At 64.5% G+C, this 16810-nt stretch carries 14 protein-coding genes; 5 read left to right on the top strand and 9 right to left on the bottom strand.

The features are described from left to right. Nucleotide 1: 1 nt before the first annotated feature. The 5 genes from FNJ84_RS15780 to trpS form a co-directional block, all read right to left on the bottom strand. Entirely contained in the window at nucleotides 2-1066 is a 1065-nt protein-coding gene (locus FNJ84_RS15780; RefSeq protein ID WP_143794268.1) for an ABC transporter permease, read from the bottom strand. Between the two features lie 13 nt (nucleotides 1067-1079). After that, complete coding sequence (locus tag FNJ84_RS15775; RefSeq protein WP_143794267.1) at nucleotides 1080-2441, bottom strand: CmpA/NrtA family ABC transporter substrate-binding protein; 1362 nt, start codon at nucleotides 2439-2441, stop codon at nucleotides 1080-1082. 225 nt (nucleotides 2442-2666) lie between these two features. Next, complete coding sequence (locus FNJ84_RS15770; protein WP_370454605.1) at nucleotides 2667-3830, bottom strand: ABC transporter substrate-binding protein; 1164 nt, start codon at nucleotides 3828-3830, stop codon at nucleotides 2667-2669. Further along, on the bottom strand, nucleotides 3827-4411 hold the full coding sequence (locus FNJ84_RS15765) for an ANTAR domain-containing response regulator (protein WP_143794265.1): 585 nt from the start codon (nucleotides 4409-4411) through the stop codon (nucleotides 3827-3829). The genes FNJ84_RS15770 and FNJ84_RS15765 overlap by 4 nt, the downstream gene beginning before the upstream one ends. 131 nt (nucleotides 4412-4542) lie before the next feature. Next, nucleotides 4543-5565, bottom strand: coding sequence for a tryptophan--tRNA ligase (trpS, locus tag FNJ84_RS15760; RefSeq protein WP_143794264.1), 1023 nt, complete (start codon nucleotides 5563-5565; stop codon nucleotides 4543-4545). A 75-nt stretch (nucleotides 5566-5640) separates the two neighbouring features. On the opposite strand from trpS, the gene FNJ84_RS15755 reads away from it, so the two are divergent. Both FNJ84_RS15755 and FNJ84_RS15750 read left to right on the top strand, forming a co-directional pair. After that, on the top strand, nucleotides 5641-6342 hold the full coding sequence (locus FNJ84_RS15755) for a rhomboid family intramembrane serine protease (protein WP_143794263.1): 702 nt from the start codon (nucleotides 5641-5643) through the stop codon (nucleotides 6340-6342). Nucleotides 6343-6391: 49 nt separating this feature from the next. Then, nucleotides 6392-7135: a hypothetical protein gene (locus FNJ84_RS15750; RefSeq protein WP_143794262.1), complete on the top strand. Its 744-nt coding sequence runs from the start codon at nucleotides 6392-6394 to the stop codon at nucleotides 7133-7135. A 53-nt stretch (nucleotides 7136-7188) separates the two neighbouring features. Here the strand turns inward: FNJ84_RS15750 and murJ are convergent, their stop codons facing one another. The 3 genes from murJ to FNJ84_RS15735 are packed head-to-tail and all read right to left on the bottom strand — an operon-like array spanning nucleotide 7189 to nucleotide 12736. Then, complete coding sequence (murJ, locus tag FNJ84_RS15745; protein ID WP_143794261.1) at nucleotides 7189-8724, bottom strand: murein biosynthesis integral membrane protein MurJ; 1536 nt, start codon at nucleotides 8722-8724, stop codon at nucleotides 7189-7191. After that, a complete protein-coding gene (locus FNJ84_RS15740) occupies nucleotides 8721-11525 on the bottom strand; it encodes a [protein-PII] uridylyltransferase (RefSeq protein ID WP_370454604.1) in 2805 nt (934 codons plus the stop codon). The genes murJ and FNJ84_RS15740 overlap by 4 nt, the downstream gene beginning before the upstream one ends. A gap of 2 nt (nucleotides 11526-11527) precedes the next feature. After that, nucleotides 11528-12736, bottom strand: a complete 1209-nt coding sequence (locus FNJ84_RS15735; protein WP_143794260.1) for a penicillin-binding protein activator — start codon at nucleotides 12734-12736, stop codon at nucleotides 11528-11530. A 140-nt stretch (nucleotides 12737-12876) separates the two neighbouring features. Here FNJ84_RS15735 and rsmI point away from each other — a divergent pair, with 140 nt between their 5' ends. From rsmI to gshB, 3 genes are all read left to right on the top strand, one after another. Further along, the gene (gene rsmI / locus FNJ84_RS15730) at nucleotides 12877-13752 is read left to right on the top strand and encodes a 16S rRNA (cytidine(1402)-2'-O)-methyltransferase (protein WP_143794259.1); all 876 of its coding nucleotides are present in this window, start codon (nucleotides 12877-12879) and stop codon (nucleotides 13750-13752) included. Nucleotides 13753-13769: 17 nt separating this feature from the next. Continuing rightward, entirely contained in the window at nucleotides 13770-14171 is a 402-nt protein-coding gene (locus FNJ84_RS15725; RefSeq protein ID WP_143794258.1) for a YraN family protein, read from the top strand. An 80-nt stretch (nucleotides 14172-14251) separates the two neighbouring features. After that, nucleotides 14252-15199, top strand: coding sequence for a glutathione synthase (gene gshB, locus FNJ84_RS15720; protein WP_143794257.1), 948 nt, complete (start codon nucleotides 14252-14254; stop codon nucleotides 15197-15199). An 88-nt stretch (nucleotides 15200-15287) separates the two neighbouring features. Here the strand turns inward: gshB and FNJ84_RS15715 are convergent, their stop codons facing one another. After that, nucleotides 15288-16802 carry a YifB family Mg chelatase-like AAA ATPase gene (locus tag FNJ84_RS15715; RefSeq protein ID WP_143794256.1) on the bottom strand — a complete coding sequence of 505 codons (1515 nt, stop codon included), beginning with the start codon at nucleotides 16800-16802 and terminating at the stop codon, nucleotides 15288-15290. Nucleotides 16803-16810 lie beyond the last annotated feature (8 nt).

The raw sequence follows: 16810 nt of genomic DNA, 5'->3' as shown, positions 1-16810 counted from the left end.
CTTACCTCTTGTCCGAGAAGGTGATCAGCGACTGGATGGCGAACATCATCCGGTCCAGCAGGAAGCCGATGATGCCGATGGTCAGGACGGCGACCATGATCCGGGCGAGGCTGTCAGAGGACCCGTTCTGGAACTCGTCCCAGACAAATTTCCCAAGGCCGGGATTCTGGGCCAGCATCTCGGCCGCGATCAGGACCATCCAGCCGACGCCAAGCGACAGGCGCAGCCCGGTGAAGATCAGCGGCAGGGCCGAGGGCAGCACAAGACGCCGTACCTTGGTCATCGGTGACAGCTTCAGCACGCGCCCCACATTGACCAGATCGCGGTCGATGGAGGCAACACCAAGCGAGGTGTTGATCAGCGTGGGCCACAGCGAACACAGGGTTACGGTGATGGCCGAGACGATGAAGCTTTTGGAAAACAGCCCGTCATTGCTGCTGGCCAAGGCGCTGACCACCATGGTCACGATGGGCAGCCAGGCCAGCGGGCTGACCGGCTTGAATATCTGCACCAGCGGGTTGATCGCGGCATTGACGGTTGGTGACAGGCCCGCCGCGATGCCAAGCGGAACGGCGATCAACGTGCCGATCAGGAAGCCGAAAAACACGGTTTTGATCGAGGTGCCGATCTGCTGGTAATAGGTCGGCTTGCCGGTATAGTCGCGGGTCTTGACCTTGTCGGCCTGACCATCGGCGATCAGCTTTTCGTTGCGCTCTGCCTGCCGTTCGTAAAACGCCTCGCGCTTTTCGCCCTCGCGCACCGCACTTTCATGCAGGGCCACGGCCTGCCCCCAGACCTGCGCGGGCCCCGGCACCGCACCAAGCGAGGTCTGCACCTGAGGCGCCAGCACCGCCCAGAGCGTCAGGAAGCCGAGGATGGCCAGCACGGGCACGAACAGCGTCTGCCACAGCACCTTGACCTGCGCGCGGGGATTGTCGCCCGCGATGGCGCGCAGAAGTGGGGTCATGAAGGGCAGGCCCAGCACCTTGAACCATCCATCGGCGCGGCTGATGCGTTGCAGGCGACGGGCGCGGGGATCAAGCTGGGTGGGGTCTATGGCGGTCATGGCGGCTCCTCCCTCAGCCCTGCACGTCGCGGGTGGTGACGGTCTGGCCGCCCTTCAGCCCGATGGGCAGGCTGTCCAGATAGAGGTTGGGCGTGCGGCCGTCATAGGTGACGCCGTCGATGAAATCGGCGGTGGCGGGTTTGAAGCCGTCGCTGTCCCAGGGGAAATCGGCCTCATCCACCAGCCCCTCATCGACCAGCAGGCGGGCGGCCTGAAGGTAGATTTCGGGCTTGTAGACCTGCTTCGCCGTGGCCGCATACCAGTCGTCGGGCTGGGCGGTCGGAATCTGACCCCAACGGCGCATCTGGGTCAGGGTCCAGATGGCGTCGGAATAGAAGGGATAGGTGGCGTGATAACGGAAGAAGACGTTGAAATCGGGCACGTCGCGCTTGTCGCCGGGCTCGTATTCAAAGCTGCCGGTCATGGAATTGGCGATCACCTCGGCATCGGCGCCGACATAATCGGGCTGTGACAGGATCTCGACGGCCTCGGCGCGGTTGGCGTTATCCTCGGCATCCAGCCATTCGGCGGCGCGGATCAGGGCCTTGGTCAGCGCCAGCGTGGTCTTCGGGTTCTGGTCCACGAATTCGGCGGTCAGGCCAAAGACCTTTTCGGGATTGTTCTTCCAGATCTCGTAATCGGTGACGACCGGGACGCCGATCCCTTTCAGCACCGCCTGCTGGTTCCATGGCTCGCCGACCGAATAGGCCTTGATGGTGCCTGCCTCCAGCGTCGCGGGCATCTGCGGCGGCGGCGTCACCGAGAGATACACATCCGCGCCGATCTGGCCCGAAACGTCATCGGGGCTGTAGAAACCCGGATTGATCCCGCCCGCCGCCAGCCAATAGCGCAGTTCATAGTTATGGGTGCTGACAGGAAAGACCATGCCCATGTTGAAAGGCTCGCCGCGCGATTTGTAATCCTCGATCACCGGCTTCAGCGCGGCGGCGCTGATCGGATGCGCGGGCTTGCCATCGGCACCCACCGGAATGGCCGGCTTCATCGCCGCCCAGACATCATTGCTGACGGTGATCGCGTTGCCGTTCAGGTCCATCGAAAAGGGCGTCACGATATGCGCACGGGTCCCGTAGCCAATGGTCGCGGCCAGCGGCTGACCGGCCAGCATATGCGCCCCGTCCAGCTCGCCCGAGATCACCCGGTCCAGCAGCACCTTCCAATTGGCCTGCGGTTCGAGGGTGACATAAAGCCCCTCATCCTCGAAAAAGCCCTTCTCATAGGCGATGGCCAAGGGCGCCATATCGGTCAGCTTGATGAAGCCGAGGGTCAGTTCGTCTTTTTCGACATCCAGCATTTCGGCCGTGGCCGGGCTGGCAAGGATGGTGCTGGCTGCGAGGATCGTGGCGATGCGTATCATCTGTGTTCCCGTATCTTTTGGGCAAAAAAAGAAGCCGCTGATCCAATGGCCGCGCGAAAGGGAGGGGACGCGGTCAGGGATCGGCGGCTTTGCCTATGGCCCCGGTCAGTGGGCTCGGGCGGAACGGCGTTGTCCCGTTAAGCTTACTTTGCGGGTGCCGCGTCGAATCGCCAAGCGGGACGCAAACGGTTTTCGCTGCGATGCAGCAAACTGCCTAAGGATTGGTCAGATTTCGGGCGAGGGATCAAAAACAAGGCCGTCGAAGAACCGGTTCCGGGCAAGAATCAGCGAGGAACGGGTGGCGCCGACCGTCTGAGGCCGTGGGCAGGCACCCTCGACCTTGGACGAGGCGGCGGGCAGAATCGCGATCTCGGCCAGATGCTGACGATACAGATCGCTGCGCCAGACGCCCTGCGCCGTTTCGGCAGCGGCGGTCGGATCAAGGCCAAAGCGGCGGGCCATGCGCGTTGCGATCCAGGCGGCCTGTGATCGCCATGGGAAATTCGCGGCGCCGTCGTGAAATTCCAGCAGCGCGTCGCTGCGGATCGTCGTGCCGCGCCGCTGGGTCAGCAGCCGTCCGGTCAGGGCGCGGTCGATGATCTCGGGCTCGACCGACAGGCAATCGGGTGCGCCCAGCAGCTCCGATGCCAGATGCCGGTTCTGGTCCTGCGCCAGCCATTCCGCCGCCCGCCAGACCGCGCGCATCAGCCGTCCCGCAAGGCCGGGATTGTCGTCCGCCCATCCACTTCTTGCGGCCAGCACCTTTTCGGGGGCCTGACTCCAGATGGCCGATCCCGGCAGGATCAGCTGTGCCACACCCATTTCGACCGATTTGGACCCCCAGGGTTCGCCCACGCAAAAGGCCTCGATCTCGCCATCGCCGATTGCGGCAGCCATGTCGGGCGGGGGCACGGTGGTCAGCGTCACCTGTGGCCCAAGCCAATAGTTCAGCAATTCGGCATGCATGGAAAACGGGAAGGGCACGCCGATACGCAGACCTGCGGAGCGGGCCGCCAGCAACGCCTGCGCCGTGGCCGAGGCATCGCCAAAACCAAAAGCAAGACCGGTTGCCTGCATATCCTGTGCCAGCAGGGGCGAGACGCCCACGACCTGACCGTTCATTGACAGGACCATCAGCGTCTCGACCGCCGGCCCGCCCCCGCCCCCGCCCCCGCCCAGACCAAGGGCGCGGGCGACGGGCATGGGCGACAGCATATGCGCTGCATCGACGCGGCCCAGATCCAGAAGATCGCGCAGCATCGACCAGTTGGCTGCCCTGTGCAGGCGCAGATCCAGCCTTTCGCGCGCGGCAAATCCCATCTCGCGCGCCACGATCAGCGGGGCGGCATCGACCAGCGGCATGAAGCCGACATCCACCACCTGCATCATTGCAAAAGCTCCGATGCGGTGACGATGGCGGCCGCGACATCTGCGATCTTGCGGCCCTTTTCCATCGCTGCGCGGCGCATCAGGGCATAGGCCTCGTCCTCGGTGATGCCGCGGGCCCGCATCAGCACACCCTTGGCGCGGTCGATGATCTTGCGCTGTTCAAGGGCGGCGCGGGTTGCCTCAAGCTCTGTCCGCATTTTCTGGAACATGTGGAACCGGGCCAAGGCGGCATCCAGCACCGCCCGAATGCGGTCCGGGCGCAGCCCGTCGACGGCATAGGCCGATACGCCCGCCTCGACCGCCGCGCGGGTCAGGGCGGGATCGCTGCGATCCACGAACATGGCGACGGGCCGGTCGATCGGGGCCGAGGCCAGCGTCAACTCCTCCAGCGTATCGCGGGACGGGTTGGCCAGGTCGATCAGCACCATATCGGGGCGCATCTGCGCGATCCGGCTGGCCAGCCGCGAATCCGAGCGCACGACCATCACGTCGGTCTCGCCCGCCTGACGCAGGGCGTCGGTCATCATGTCCGCGCGGGCGGGGTCATGCTGGACAACGAGGATACGAAGCGGTTCTGCCATGCCGTCAGATCGCGGCCGGCGCCGGCCAAGGTCAAGCACGGGGGGCGTGGAATCACGCGGCAATGCGGCATGACGATGCGTCCGGCCCCGCATTGCCGCAAAAAATGGCAGTCCGCGAAGGCCGCAGGCAGTTACCCGCGCGAGCGGATCAGCCCGATGATGTCCTTGGTCCGGTTCAGAATCGGGGTGGCGATGGCATCGGCGCGATCCGCGCCATTTCCAAGGATCCGGTCGATCTCGGCCGGGTCGGCCATATATTCAGTCATCCGCTTGGCGATGGGGGCCATGACCTCGACCGCGACGTCGGCCAGGGCCGGCTTGAAGGCGCCAAATCCCTGACCCTCGAACCGGGCCAAGACCTGATCAGGCGTCTCATCCGACAGTGCGGCATAGATATTGACCAGGTTGCGGGCCTCGGGCCGGTCTTTCAGGCCATCCATGCTGCCGGGCAGTGGGTCGGCATCGGTGCGGGCCTTGCGGATCTTTTGCGCAATCGCATCGGCATCGTCGGTCAGGTTGATGCGGCTGGCATCCGAGGGGTCGGATTTCGACATTTTCTTGCTGCCGTCGCGCAATGACATGACGCGGGTGGCCGCGCCCTCGATCAGCGGCTCGGTGATCGGGAAGAATTCGACGCCATAGTCGTGGTTGAACTTGGTCGCCACGTCGCGCGTCAGTTCCAGATGCTGTTTCTGGTCGTCGCCCACCGGCACGGCGGTCGCGTGATAAGTCAGGATGTCCGCCGCCATCAACGCGGGATAGGCCAGCAGCCCAAGGCTGGCATTCTCGCTGTTCTTGCCGGCCTTGTCCTTGAACTGGGTCATCCGATACATCCAGCCGACGCGCGCGACGGTGTTGAACAGCCAGGCCATTTCCGCATGGGCCGAAACCTGCGACTGGTTGAACAGAACGGATCGCGCGGGATCCACCCCCGCCGCCATGAAGGCCGCCGCCGCCTCTCGCGTTTGCTGGCGCAGCTTCTCGGGCTGCTGCCAGACGGTGATGGCATGCAGATCGACGACGCAATAGATCGTTTCGATCCCGGTTTCCTGCAAGGCTGCGAAACGCTTCAGCGCGCCCAGGTAATTGCCAAGGGTCAGCCCGCCCGAGGGCTGGATGCCGGAAAAGATCCGCGGGGTATGGGTCTTGTTCATCGCTCAAGCCTGCTTGGAATTTGCTTGGCTTTCGCTTAGCGGTTGCCCGGCGGCTTCGCAACCACAGGAGAGATCATGCGCGACGGGATGAATGAATCACCGATCAACCAATTGCCCTGGGTGGTCTGGGTTCTGGCTCTGCCGATGATCGCGGCCGAGGCGGTGTTTGCCCTTGGTCGCGCCGGCCTGATCGGTGGGGCGCAGGGGGTGACCCTGCGCAGCAATGCCATCGCGCAGACGGCCTATCCGCCGGAACTGGTCGAACGCATGTGGGCCATGGGGATCGTCGATTTCAGCCAGGCCTATCGGCTGCTGAGCTATCCCTTCATCCATCTCAGCTTTACCCATGCGTTGTTCGTGATCGTGTTCACGCTGGCCTTGGGCAATCTGGTCGCCTCGAATTTCCGGCCGCTGGCGGTGCTGGGGCTGTTTTTCGGCTCGGCCATAGGGGGGGCGCTGATCTATACGCTGTTCGCGGCCTTTTACGATGGCCGGGTTGCGCCGCTGGTGGGCGGATACCCGGCGGTTTACGGGTTGGTCGGGGCCTTTACCTTCCTGCTGTGGACGCGGCTGGCGGCGGCGCATGTCAACCGCATGCGTGCCTTTTCGCTGATCGGCATGCTGTTGCTGTTCCAGCTGGTGTTCGGGCTGATCTTTGGCAATGCCGGTTTCGGCTGGATCGCCGAACTGGCCGGCTTTGCCTGCGGCTTTGGCCTGTCCTTCCTGCTGGTCGACGGCGGCATGTCGCGGGCCTTGCAGCATTTGCGGCAGCGTTAACGCGGTCTTTACCGATCGGGGCTAGCCTGTGGTGGAAAGGAATCCACCGATGCGCCTTGCCCTGATCATCATTTGCCTTGCCGCTTTGCTGAATCCGCCGGTTCTTCAGGCAGAACAGACGACGACGGACAGGTCGCCGCTGTCGGAAGCGCAGGTCCAGAGCCTGTTTCTCGACTATGGAATCGACCCCGATACCGAGGGGGTGGCAGGTGGTGACGTCGATGATGCTGCCCCGAAACCAGCGGAAATGGTGCTGGGACTGAAAATCTATCAGGCGCTACCGCAATCGACGCGCGACGCATTGGGGCGCTATGGCACCGACCATCTGGATTTTGCCGAGGATCTGATCACCGGCTATGGCGATATCGACCGCATCAATGCGGACCGCCTGCGGGCTTATGTTGGCTTCCAACGCGCTGGCCTGCGGGGCGGGGTCGCGGATCAGCTGGTCTCGGCTGATCTTGACGGTGATGGCATCCTGACGGCGGCAGAAAAGGTGCAGGCGATGCAGATGCTGTCCAGCGGCCTGCGCTCGCGTCTGGCGCGCACATATGACGCGGCGGATCGTGATGATGACGGCACGGTCTCGGCCAGAGAGATGGCGGCCTATCCCGACATCTATGCCCAGCAACGCTTTGGTGCCGCCGACGAGCAGAGGATCATGGCCTTGCTGGCCTTTGACCTGAACGCAGATGGTTGGGTCGAGGTGGACGAGTTGCGCCACGGCCTGCGTGCGCTGGAGGATAGCGGCGCCTCTGATGGCGACGCGATCAAGTTGTTGATTGGCGGTTGATGTCGCGTGCCGCCGGGCTTTGCGTCGGGCAGGGCATCGGCACCGCCGCTGGCCTAGCGCGACCGACGCATCGCCGCCTTCAGTTCCGACGGCTTGTAGGCGCCGGTCGCAAAGGCCAGCGTGAAATAGATCGCCGCGCCGCCGAAGACCAGAATGGCCAGGCCGGGAATGCGTGCCAGGCCTGACGCGTCCAGCCAGTCACGCATGAACCACAGCGCGACAGCCATCAGCAGGGATGACAGAAGAATGCGCGGCGCGGTCCGGCGCAGGCGGGCATCGGCGCGGGCGGCCTGACCCATGACGCGCGTACCCCACCACAGTTGACCCACCATCACCCAGGCAGCGACGGTCGTGCCAAGTGCGGCGGCCAGAAAGCCCATGCTTCCCATCAGGCCAAAGGCGACGGCGGCATTCACCACCATCGAAAACAGCGCATAGCGGAACGGGGTGCGGGTATCCTCGCGCGCGAAATACAGCGGTTGCAGGATCTTTTGCAGCACGAAGGCCGGCAGACCGGCGGCATAGACAACCAGTGCGCGTGCGGTCTGGATCGTGTCCTCGGGGCCGAAGGCACCGCGCTGGAACAGGGTGGCGACCATCGGCACGGCGATGACGGCAATGGCAAATGCCGCAGGCAGCGTCAGAAACAGGCCGAATTCGGTCGCGCGGGAATAGGCCTGCTGGCCGCCGGCATGATCTTCGGCCCGCAAGAGGCGGGCCAGTTCGGGCAGCAGCACCACGGCCACCGCCGCGCCAACCACGCCAAGCGGCAGCTGATACAGCCGGTCGGAATAGGAAAGCCAGGCGATTGCGCCATCGAACTGAGAACCGACCTGACGGCCGATCAGCAGGTTCAGCTGCACGACCCCCCCGGCAAAGGCGGCGGGCAGGGCGATGGCCAGCAGCCGTCGCATGTCGGGCGACAGGCGTGGGCGGCGCGGCCAGAAGGTCCAGCCGGTGCGACGCGCATCCCACCAGACCAGCCCAAGCTGGGCGATGCCGGTGATAGGCGTGGCCCAGGCCAGCGTCAGCCCCAGATCCCAGCCCCGCCAACGCCCCAGCCCCATGGCCAGGATGAACAGCAGGTTCAGCAGAACCGGCGCGGCCGCGGCGGCGGTAAAGCGGCCGTTGGCATTCAACACGCCCGAGACCATCGAGGCCAGCGAGATCAGCAGGATATAGGGAAAGGTGATGCGCCCGTATTCCACCGCCAGCGCGAAACGTTCATCCCCCGCAAAGCCCGAGGCCATCAGCCAGACCAGCCCCGGCATGAAGATCATCGCCAGCGCCGACAGGATCAGCACGGTGACGAACAGGCCCGAAAACGCCTCGGAGGCGAAGCGCTGCGCCGCGGCCCGATCTTCCAGCTTTTTCGAGAACAGCGGCACGAAGGCGGTGTTGAACGCGCCCTCGGCGAAAAAGCGGCGGAACATGTTGGGCAAAGACAGCGCGATCAGAAAGGCCTCGGCCACGGGGCCGGTGCCCAGCCAGGCGGCCATCAGGATATCGCGGACAAAACCCGAGACGCGGGACACCATCGTCCAGCTGCCGACCGACAGAAAGCCGCGTACAAGTCCGGGTCTGCTCATGCCGTGGCGCCTGCCCTGTCAGCACCCTGCTGGATCGCCATTCGCAGCTTTTTTTCCAGCCCGTCGCGCTTGGCATCGCTGAACAGCTTCATGCCGAACATGTCCTTGACGTAAAAGCTGTCAACGACCTGCGCGCCATAGGTGGCGATCACGGCACTGGCGATCTGGATATGGTTCGCGGCCAGCGTACGTGTCAGATCATATAACAGGCCGGGTCGGTCGCGGGTGTCGACCTCGATGATGGTATAGATGTCGCTGCCCTCGTTGTCGAAGGTGATATGCGTGGGAAAGCGGAACTCGCGGTCGCGCTTGCGCACCTTGTCACGGTCGGCAAAGGCATCGCGGGCAACCACCTCGCCCTTCAGCGTGCGGTCGATCATGCGGCGCAGGCGGGGCAAGCGATCCTCGGCATAGGGGTGGCCGTCTGCGTCCTGCACCCAGAACACCGCCGTGGCGAAGCCGTCCTTGGTGGTATAGGTGCGCGCGTCAACCACATTGGCCCCCATCAGTGACAGCGCCCCGCACAGGCGCGAGAAGATGCCCGGATGGTCTGCCAGCACAAAGGCTGCGCGGGTGGCGTCGCGGTCGGTATCGGGATGCAGGCTGATGCGGATCTCGTCGGGGCCGATGCCTTGCAGCAATTCGGCGAAGATCACCTGGGTCTCGGTCGGAAGGCCGGGCCAGTAGCTGTCGTAATGGCGGGCGATTTCGGTGCGGATTTCCTTGGCGTCCCAGCCCTTCGCGATCAGCAGATGGCGCAGGCTGCGGCGTGCCTCGTTCTGTCGCTTGTCACGGTTCAGCTCTTCCAGCCCGCCATCCAGGGCGGCGGCGGTTTCCTGATGCAGCTTGCGCAGCAGCATGGCCTTCCAGTTGTTCCAGGTGCCGGGGCCGACGCCGCGAATATCGCAGACGGTCAACACCAGCAGCAGATCAAGTCGCCGGCGCGTCTTTACGGCCTTGGCAAAGTCGCGCAGCGTGCGCGGGTCCGAAATGTCGCGTTTCTGCGCGACATCCGACATCAGCAGGTGGTTTCGGACCAGCCATTCCACCGTCTCGATTTCTTCGGCCGAGAACCCAAGCCGCGCCACCACCCGCCGCGCCAGCCGCGCGCCAAGGATCGAGTGGTCTTCGGGCCGGCCCTTGCCGATATCATGCAGCAGCGTCGCCAGATACAGCACCCTGCGGTTGACGCCCGATTGCATGATTTCGTGCGACAGGGGCAGGTCATCGGGATGTTCGCCGCGCTCGATTTCGGCCAGGGCGGCAACGCATTGGATGGAATGTTCGTCCACCGTATAATGGTGATAGACGTTGAACTGCATCATCGCCACGATCGGTTCGAATTCAGGAATGAAGGCTGACAGCACGTTCAGCTCGTTCATCCGCCGCAGGGCGCGTTCGGGGTTGCCGTGCTTCAGCAGCAGGTCGACAAAGATTCGCGCGGCCTCGGGGTCGGTGCGCATGGAATCGTCGATCAGATCCAGATTCGAGGTGACCAGCCGCATCGCGTCCGGGTGGATCAGCAGCCCGGTCCGCAGCGCCTCTTCGAACAGGCGCAGGATGTTCAGCGGTTGGGTCAGAAACGCCTGATCATCGGCGATGGCCAGCCGGCCATGCTGTTCGGCAAAGCCGGGGCGCAGCTTGCGGCGGCGGCGGAACAGACGGCCGAGGAAGGGGGCCTTGTGGACGTGGTTCGCCTCTAGCGCGGTCAGAAAGACGCGCGTGACCTCGCCCACATTGGTGGCGTGGCGGAAGTAATCCTGCATGAAATATTCGACATCACGCCGCCCGGCGCTGTCGCGATAGCCCATGCGGCGGGCGACCTCGACCTGCATGTCGAAGGTCAGCACGTCGACGGGCCGACCGGCGATCAGATGCAGATGGCAGCGCGCGGCCCACAGAAAATCCTCGGCTTGCCAGAAATTCAGATGTTCCTCGCGGGTGAAAAAACCCAGATCGACCAGTTCGACGGCGCGGTCGACGCGGTGGATATACTTGCCGATCCAATACAGCGTTTGCAGGTCGCGCAGCCCGCCCTTGCCTTCCTTGACATTGGGTTCCAGCACATAGCGCTGGCCGCCCTGTCGATCGTGCCGGGCCTCGCGTTCGGCCAGCTTGGCCTCGACAAATTCGGGCACGGTCTTGGCAAACAGTTCCGACCACAGGCGTTCGCGCAGATCCTCGGCCAGCGGGGCATGGCCGGTGACAAGGCGATGTTCGACCAGCGAGGTGCGGATGGTCATGTCGGCGGCGCCAAGCCGCAGGCAATCATCGACGGTGCGGATCGAATGGCCGATCTTCAGCTTCAGATCCCACAGCATGTACAGCATGGATTCGACCACGCTTTCGGCCCATGCGGTGACTTTCCAGGGCGTCAGGAACAGCAGGTCGATATCGGATTGCGGTGCCATCTCGGCTCGGCCATAGCCGCCAACCGCCAGCACGGCCAGCCGTTCGGCCTCGGACGGGGTTTTCTGCGGATGCAGGTGAACCGTGGCGACATGGTGGATCGCGGTGACGATCCCATCGGTCAGGCTGGCGATGGCGCGCACGGTTTCGCGGGCGGCACGGGGATGGGATTCGAAGCCGGTCACCACATCGGCCAGCGCCGATTTGCGCGCCTCGGCCAGCATGCGGACCGTGGCCGCGCGGATGTCACGCGGCTCGGTCAGGGGGGCAAGCGTCTGGTCCAGCAGGGGCAGGAAACTGGCAGGGTCGAATATTGAATGCGCCCCGGGCAGTGCCGGGGCGCTTTGGACCGGGGCCGGGCCCGGTTCGATCTGCTGTTCGTCGGCGGGCAAGGTCAGAACCCGAAGCCACCAAAACCGCGCGGGGCGGGGTCAAGGATGACCAGCTGGTTTCCGCGAATGGTGGCGACTGCCAGCGCACGCTGGTTGGTGCCATCGGGGCGGAAGCGGAAGGCCCCGTCAACCCCGGCAAAGCCTGCACGCTGCGTCAGGCCCGACTTGGCCACCGCATCGCGCTTGCCCGCGCGGATATTGGCGGCGATCGCCGCGACGCCGTCATAGGCCAGGCCCGCCAGTTCATGCGGGGCCTCGCCATAGGCCGCGCGATAGCGTGCCTCGAACTCGGCCTTGCGGGTGTTGTCGGGCAGGGCGAACCAGCCGCCTTGCAGCTGCGGCATTTCCAGCCGCGAAGAAGGTTCGTCCCAACGCGTCAGGCCCATGAATTGCGTGACCTGGCTTGAGACGCCGGCGGCCGCCAGCTTCTCGGTCAGATAGGGCAGCACGGCCTGATTGTTGGCGGTCATGAAGATCGCATCGACCCGCCCCGAGCGCGCGGCCTCGGCGATCTGCGGAGTGACGCTGTCGATGCCGGTGATCGAGACCGGATGTGTGATACGGCCTGCCAGCGTGGCGCCATTGCGGGCGATGGCTGTCTCGATGGCGCGGGCGCCGACCTGGCCGGCCACATCATCCTCGGACACCGACAGGATGCGGCGCTTGCCGTTCCGGGTGCCGTAACCAACCAGCCGGTCGGCGATATTGGCGAAGGTATTGCCCAGCACAAAGACATTGCCGCCCGCCACATCGGCATTGTTGGAAAAGCTGAGGACGTTGACATTGCGCTGTGCCATCGCATTGCCGACCGCATTGGCCGATTCCGCGAAAAGCGGCCCCAGTATGACCTTGGCGCCGGCATCGACGGCCTCGTTCGCGCGGGCAACCGCCAGGCCAGCATCGTCACCCGCGTCATAGATGCGCAGGTCGATCTGCGCGCCCTGCGCATCCGCCGCCGCCATGCGCGCGGCGTTTTTCAACGAGCGCGACAGCCAGTCGAGATTGGCATTGCCGCTGCCGCCCGGCGCCAGCAGCGCCACCGCGACGGGCTGCGAGGGGTCGATCATCTGACCGCTTTGGCCGCCGGCCGACGGGCCAGCCTGACCGAGCGGTTGACAGGCGGCGATCAGAAAGGCGACGGCGACGGTACCGGCGCGTTTCAGCAATGATGAATGATGGAACGCGCCGCGACGTTGGGCAAAGGCGAACATGATCGGAATTCCCTGTAAAGTCCGGACTTGTCTTATCGCGGGCAGCGTATTCACATAAGCCGGCTTTGGCAATCACGGCGGGCAGGCAGCAGAGGCAGGTGCGGGATATGATGAAGGGAAAGGCCGACAGGTCTCAGGACATGGCAGCGGGACTTGCAGCAAGGATCGAGGCCGTGGCGCTGGCGCCGGGCCTGTATCTGGTGGCCACGCCAATCGGCGCGGCGCGCGATATCACCCTGCGGGCGCTGGATGTGCTGAACTCGGCCGATGTGCTGGCGGCCGAGGACACGCGCACCCTGCGCCACTTGCTTGAGATCCACGGAATCCCGCTGCGGGGACGGCGGATTGTTGCCTATCATGATCACAATGCCGACCGGGCACGCCCCGCGCTGATCAATGCCCTGCGCGAGGGCGCATCCATCGCCTATACGTCCGATGCCGGGACACCACTGGTCGCCGATCCCGGCTTCAAGCTGTCGCGCGATGCGGCGGCCGCAGGTCTGCGGCTGCATCCGGTGCCAGGGCCTTCGGCCGCGCTTGCCGCCCTGACCATCGCCGGCCTGCCAAGCGATCGGTTCCTGTTTGCAGGATTTCCGCCCGCCGCGTCCGGCGCGCGCGATACCTGGCTGCGCCAATGGGCTGCGGTCGATGCGACGCTGATCCTCTATGAAAGCCCAAGGCGCGTTAAGGATACATTGGGAAAATTGTGCGAGATTGAGGCGAATCGACCTATCGTGATTTGCAGGGAACTGACCAAGAAATTCGAAGAGGTCATTCGCGGAACGGCTGCGGAACTGGCCGACAGCATTCCGGATGAGGGACTGAGGGGCGAGATCGTTCTGGTGCTGGATCGGCCGGCGCCGCTGGTGGCGGATGATGATCGAATCCGGTCAGAGTTGCGGCAGGCGCTGTTGTCGGCCTCGGTCAAGGACGCCGCCCGTGAGGTCGCGCAACGCCTGGGGTTGCCCCGGCGAGATGTGTATCAACTGGCGCTTCAGATGGCGGCCGGCGAATAAAGGAAGGGCAGGGACGGATGACTTGCGCGATCGTTGGTGAAGTAAAGTCAGCCACCCGGCGGCGGCGTGGTCAGGTTGCAAATCTGGCCGGGCGTCTGGCCGAAGATTCGGTTGCTGCGCGATATGAGGCTGAGGGCTGCAAGGTGCTGCAGGCGCGCTGGCGTGGACAAGCAGGCGAAATTGACCTGATCGTGCGCGATGGGGCGGACATTGTGTTTGTCGAGGTCAAGAAATCCTCGACACATGCTTTGGCCGCACATCGGTTGGATCGCCGGCAAATGGACCGGATTTGCCTTGCTGCACTGGAATATGCTGAAGGGATTGATGGTGGCCGGCCGATTGGTATGCGCTTTGATGCGGCTTTGGTTGATGATCTCGGGCGGATCGACATTATCCGCAACGCCTTTGGGATGAACTAGGCGGTCTGCTGACGATCGCCCCCTTGCAACCCCTTCAGGACGGGGCCAAAAGCGAGAGGCGCTGATCCAGGAGACATGGCATGTCACTTTCCGTTGCCCTTCAGATGGACCCGATCGAGCAGGTTTCGATCACCGCCGACAGTACGTTCCGCATCGGTCTTGAGGCCGAAGCACGCGGGCATCGGCTGTTTCAGTATACCGTTGATCGGCTGGTTTTCGATGAGGGGCGTGTTCTGGCGACCGGGCGGCCGGTAACGCTGCGGCGCGAGGCTGGGAATCATGTGACCTTCGGCGATTGGGCCGAGGTTGATCTGGCTGAATTTGACGTTGTTTGGCTGCGTCAGGACCCGCCGTTCGACATGGGTTACGTCACCTCGACCCATTTGCTGGATCGCATTCACCCTGAAACCCTGGTCGTGAATGATCCGTTCTGGGTTCGCAACAGTCCTGAAAAGCTGATGGTGCTGGATTTCCCTGACCTCACCCCCCCGACGCTGATCGCGCGCGACATCGCAGCGATCCGTCGGTTTCGGGAACGTCATGGCGACATCATCGTCAAGCCGCTTTATGGTAATGGCGGGGCCGGGGTGTTCCATTTGCGGCCTGACGATCCGAACCTGTCCTCGCTTGTCGAGGTTTTCGCCGGCATCAACCTAGAGCCGCTGATCGCGCAGAAATATCTGCCCGCCGTGGTCAAGGGCGACAAACGCATCATTTTGGTCGATGGCGAACCGATCGGCGCGATCAACCGTGTGCCTGCGGTGGGTGAGGCGCGTTCGAATATGCATGTGGGTGGCAGGCCGGAAAAGGTCGGGCTGACCGACCGGGAACGAGAGATCTGTGACCGGATCGGGCCTGTTCTGCGCGAGAAAGGCCTGATTTTCACTGGCATCGACGTGATCGACGGCTGGTTGACCGAGATTAATGTCACGTCGCCGACGGGGCTTCAGGAACTTGAACGTTTCGATGGGGTCAATGGTGCAGCGCTGATATGGGACGCGATCGAGCGGCGTCGCGCCGCACGCTGATACGGGACTGCGCGGGTGGTCATGCAGCCTGGACCCCTCGATGGGGTTCAGGCTGCATCCCGTCGCGGGACGCAATGCCGGGCGGGTTTTACCCGCCGGGCAGGAAGGGCAGGCGATAACTTATCGCCTCGGCCAAATGGTTGACGCGCACATGGTCGCTGGCGTCAAGATCGGCAATCGTGCGTGCAGTCCGCAGAACCCGATGGTAGCCGCGTGCCGTCAGCCCCAGCTTTTCAGATGCTTTCACGATCAGCGCCCGGCCTTCGCTGTCCGGCGCGGCGATTTCGTCGAGGATCGCACCCGAGGCCTCGGCATTGACGCGCGCCCTGCTGTGGTCTGCGTATCGCGCGGTCTGAATGGCGCGAGCTGCAGCGACCCGAGTGGCAATCGTGACAGAGCTTTCCGCGCCGGCTGGCAGATCAAGATCCAGGAAGCTGACCTGCGGCACCTCGATGCGCAGATCGAACCGGTCCATCAGCGGCCCGGAAATCTTGCCCATGTAGTCGGACCCGCAGGCCGGCACCCGTGAACAGGCGCGTGCGGCATCCGCCAAATAGCCGCAGCGGCAGGGATTGGCCGCGGCTATCAGCTGGAAGCGGCAGGGATAGCGGATATGGGCATTGGCACGGGCCACCACGACCTCGCCCGTCTCTATGGGCTGGCGCAAGGTTTCAAGAACCTGGCGCGAAAATTCGGGGAACTCGTCCATGAACAGCACGCCGTTATGGGCCAGGCTGATCTCGCCGGGTTTCGCCCCGCGCCCCCCGCCGACGATGGCGGCCATCGAGGCGGTATGATGGGGTTCCCGCATGGGCGCATGGCGGGAAATGCCGCCGTCCTTCAACGTGCCGGCAAGCGAATGGATCATCGAGGTTTCCAGCGCCTCGACCGGGTTCAGTGGCGGCAGCAGGCCAGGGACGCGCGCCGCCAGCATCGACTTGCCCGCACCGGGCGGGCCGACCATCAGCAGATGGTGACGGCCAGCCGCCGCGATTTCCAGCGCGCGCTTGGCGCGTTCCTGCCCCTTCACCTCTGACAGGCAGGGCTGAAATCCGTTGGCGTCGACGCTGCCGGGCCGGGCCGGTGTGATCGGCGCGCGATCGGTCAGGTGGTCGACGACCTCGCGCAGGGTGGCGGGCGCGAGAACAGGAACCGAGTCGACCCAGGCCGCCTCGGGGCCGCAGGCGCGCGGGCAGATCAGCGCGCGGTCATCCTCGGCCGCAGCCATCGCGGCGGGCAGGGCGCCCACGACGGGAACCAACCGTCCGTCAAGGGCCAGCTCGCCCAGGGCGACACAGCGCCCCAACTCGTCCCGCGGGATGATCTCGATCGCAGCCAGCACCGCCAGCGCGATGGGCAGGTCGAAATGCGAGCCCTCTTTCGGCAGGTCGGCAGGCGACAGATTGACCGTGATGCGCCGGTTCGGCAGCGCCACCGCCAGCGCGTCAAAGGCCGCGCGCACCCTTTCGCGGGCCTCGCTGACCGCCTTGTCTGGCAGGCCAACGATGGCAAAGCCCGGCAGCCCCGCGGAAACCGAGCATTGCACCTCGACCAGACGGGCCTCGACCCCTTCAAAGGCGACCGAATAGGCGATCGCAACCATACCCACCC

Origin of the sequence: Paracoccus sp. M683 (assembly GCF_007096355.1) — a bacterium.
In the GTDB taxonomy this organism is placed as follows: Bacteria; Pseudomonadota; Alphaproteobacteria; order Rhodobacterales; family Rhodobacteraceae; genus Paracoccus.
This window is presented reverse-complemented; position numbering and strand designations above follow the sequence as displayed.

What these genes read in the sequence shown, in the direction of transcription:
- FNJ84_RS15780 (WP_143794268.1), bottom strand. Translation starts at nt 1,066, where the DNA reads ATGACCGCCATAGACCCCACCCAGCTTGATCCCCGCGCCCGTCGCCTG.
- FNJ84_RS15775 (WP_143794267.1), bottom strand. Translation starts at nt 2,441, where the DNA reads ATGATACGCATCGCCACGATCCTCGCAGCCAGCACCATCCTTGCCAGC.
- FNJ84_RS15770 (WP_370454605.1), bottom strand. Translation starts at nt 3,830, where the DNA reads ATGATGCAGGTGGTGGATGTCGGCTTCATGCCGCTGGTCGATGCCGCC.
- FNJ84_RS15765 (WP_143794265.1), bottom strand. Translation starts at nt 4,411, where the DNA reads ATGGCAGAACCGCTTCGTATCCTCGTTGTCCAGCATGACCCCGCCCGC.
- trpS (WP_143794264.1), bottom strand. Translation starts at nt 5,565, where the DNA reads ATGAACAAGACCCATACCCCGCGGATCTTTTCCGGCATCCAGCCCTCG.
- FNJ84_RS15755 (WP_143794263.1), top strand. Translation starts at nt 5,641, where the DNA reads ATGCGCGACGGGATGAATGAATCACCGATCAACCAATTGCCCTGGGTG.
- FNJ84_RS15750 (WP_143794262.1), top strand. Translation starts at nt 6,392, where the DNA reads ATGCGCCTTGCCCTGATCATCATTTGCCTTGCCGCTTTGCTGAATCCG.
- murJ (WP_143794261.1), bottom strand. Translation starts at nt 8,724, where the DNA reads ATGAGCAGACCCGGACTTGTACGCGGCTTTCTGTCGGTCGGCAGCTGG.
- FNJ84_RS15735 (WP_143794260.1), bottom strand. Translation starts at nt 12,736, where the DNA reads ATGTTCGCCTTTGCCCAACGTCGCGGCGCGTTCCATCATTCATCATTG.
- rsmI (WP_143794259.1), top strand. Translation starts at nt 12,877, where the DNA reads ATGGCAGCGGGACTTGCAGCAAGGATCGAGGCCGTGGCGCTGGCGCCG.
- FNJ84_RS15725 (WP_143794258.1), top strand. Translation starts at nt 13,770, where the DNA reads ATGACTTGCGCGATCGTTGGTGAAGTAAAGTCAGCCACCCGGCGGCGG.
- gshB (WP_143794257.1), top strand. Translation starts at nt 14,252, where the DNA reads ATGTCACTTTCCGTTGCCCTTCAGATGGACCCGATCGAGCAGGTTTCG.
- FNJ84_RS15715 (WP_143794256.1), bottom strand. Translation starts at nt 16,802, where the DNA reads ATGGTTGCGATCGCCTATTCGGTCGCCTTTGAAGGGGTCGAGGCCCGT.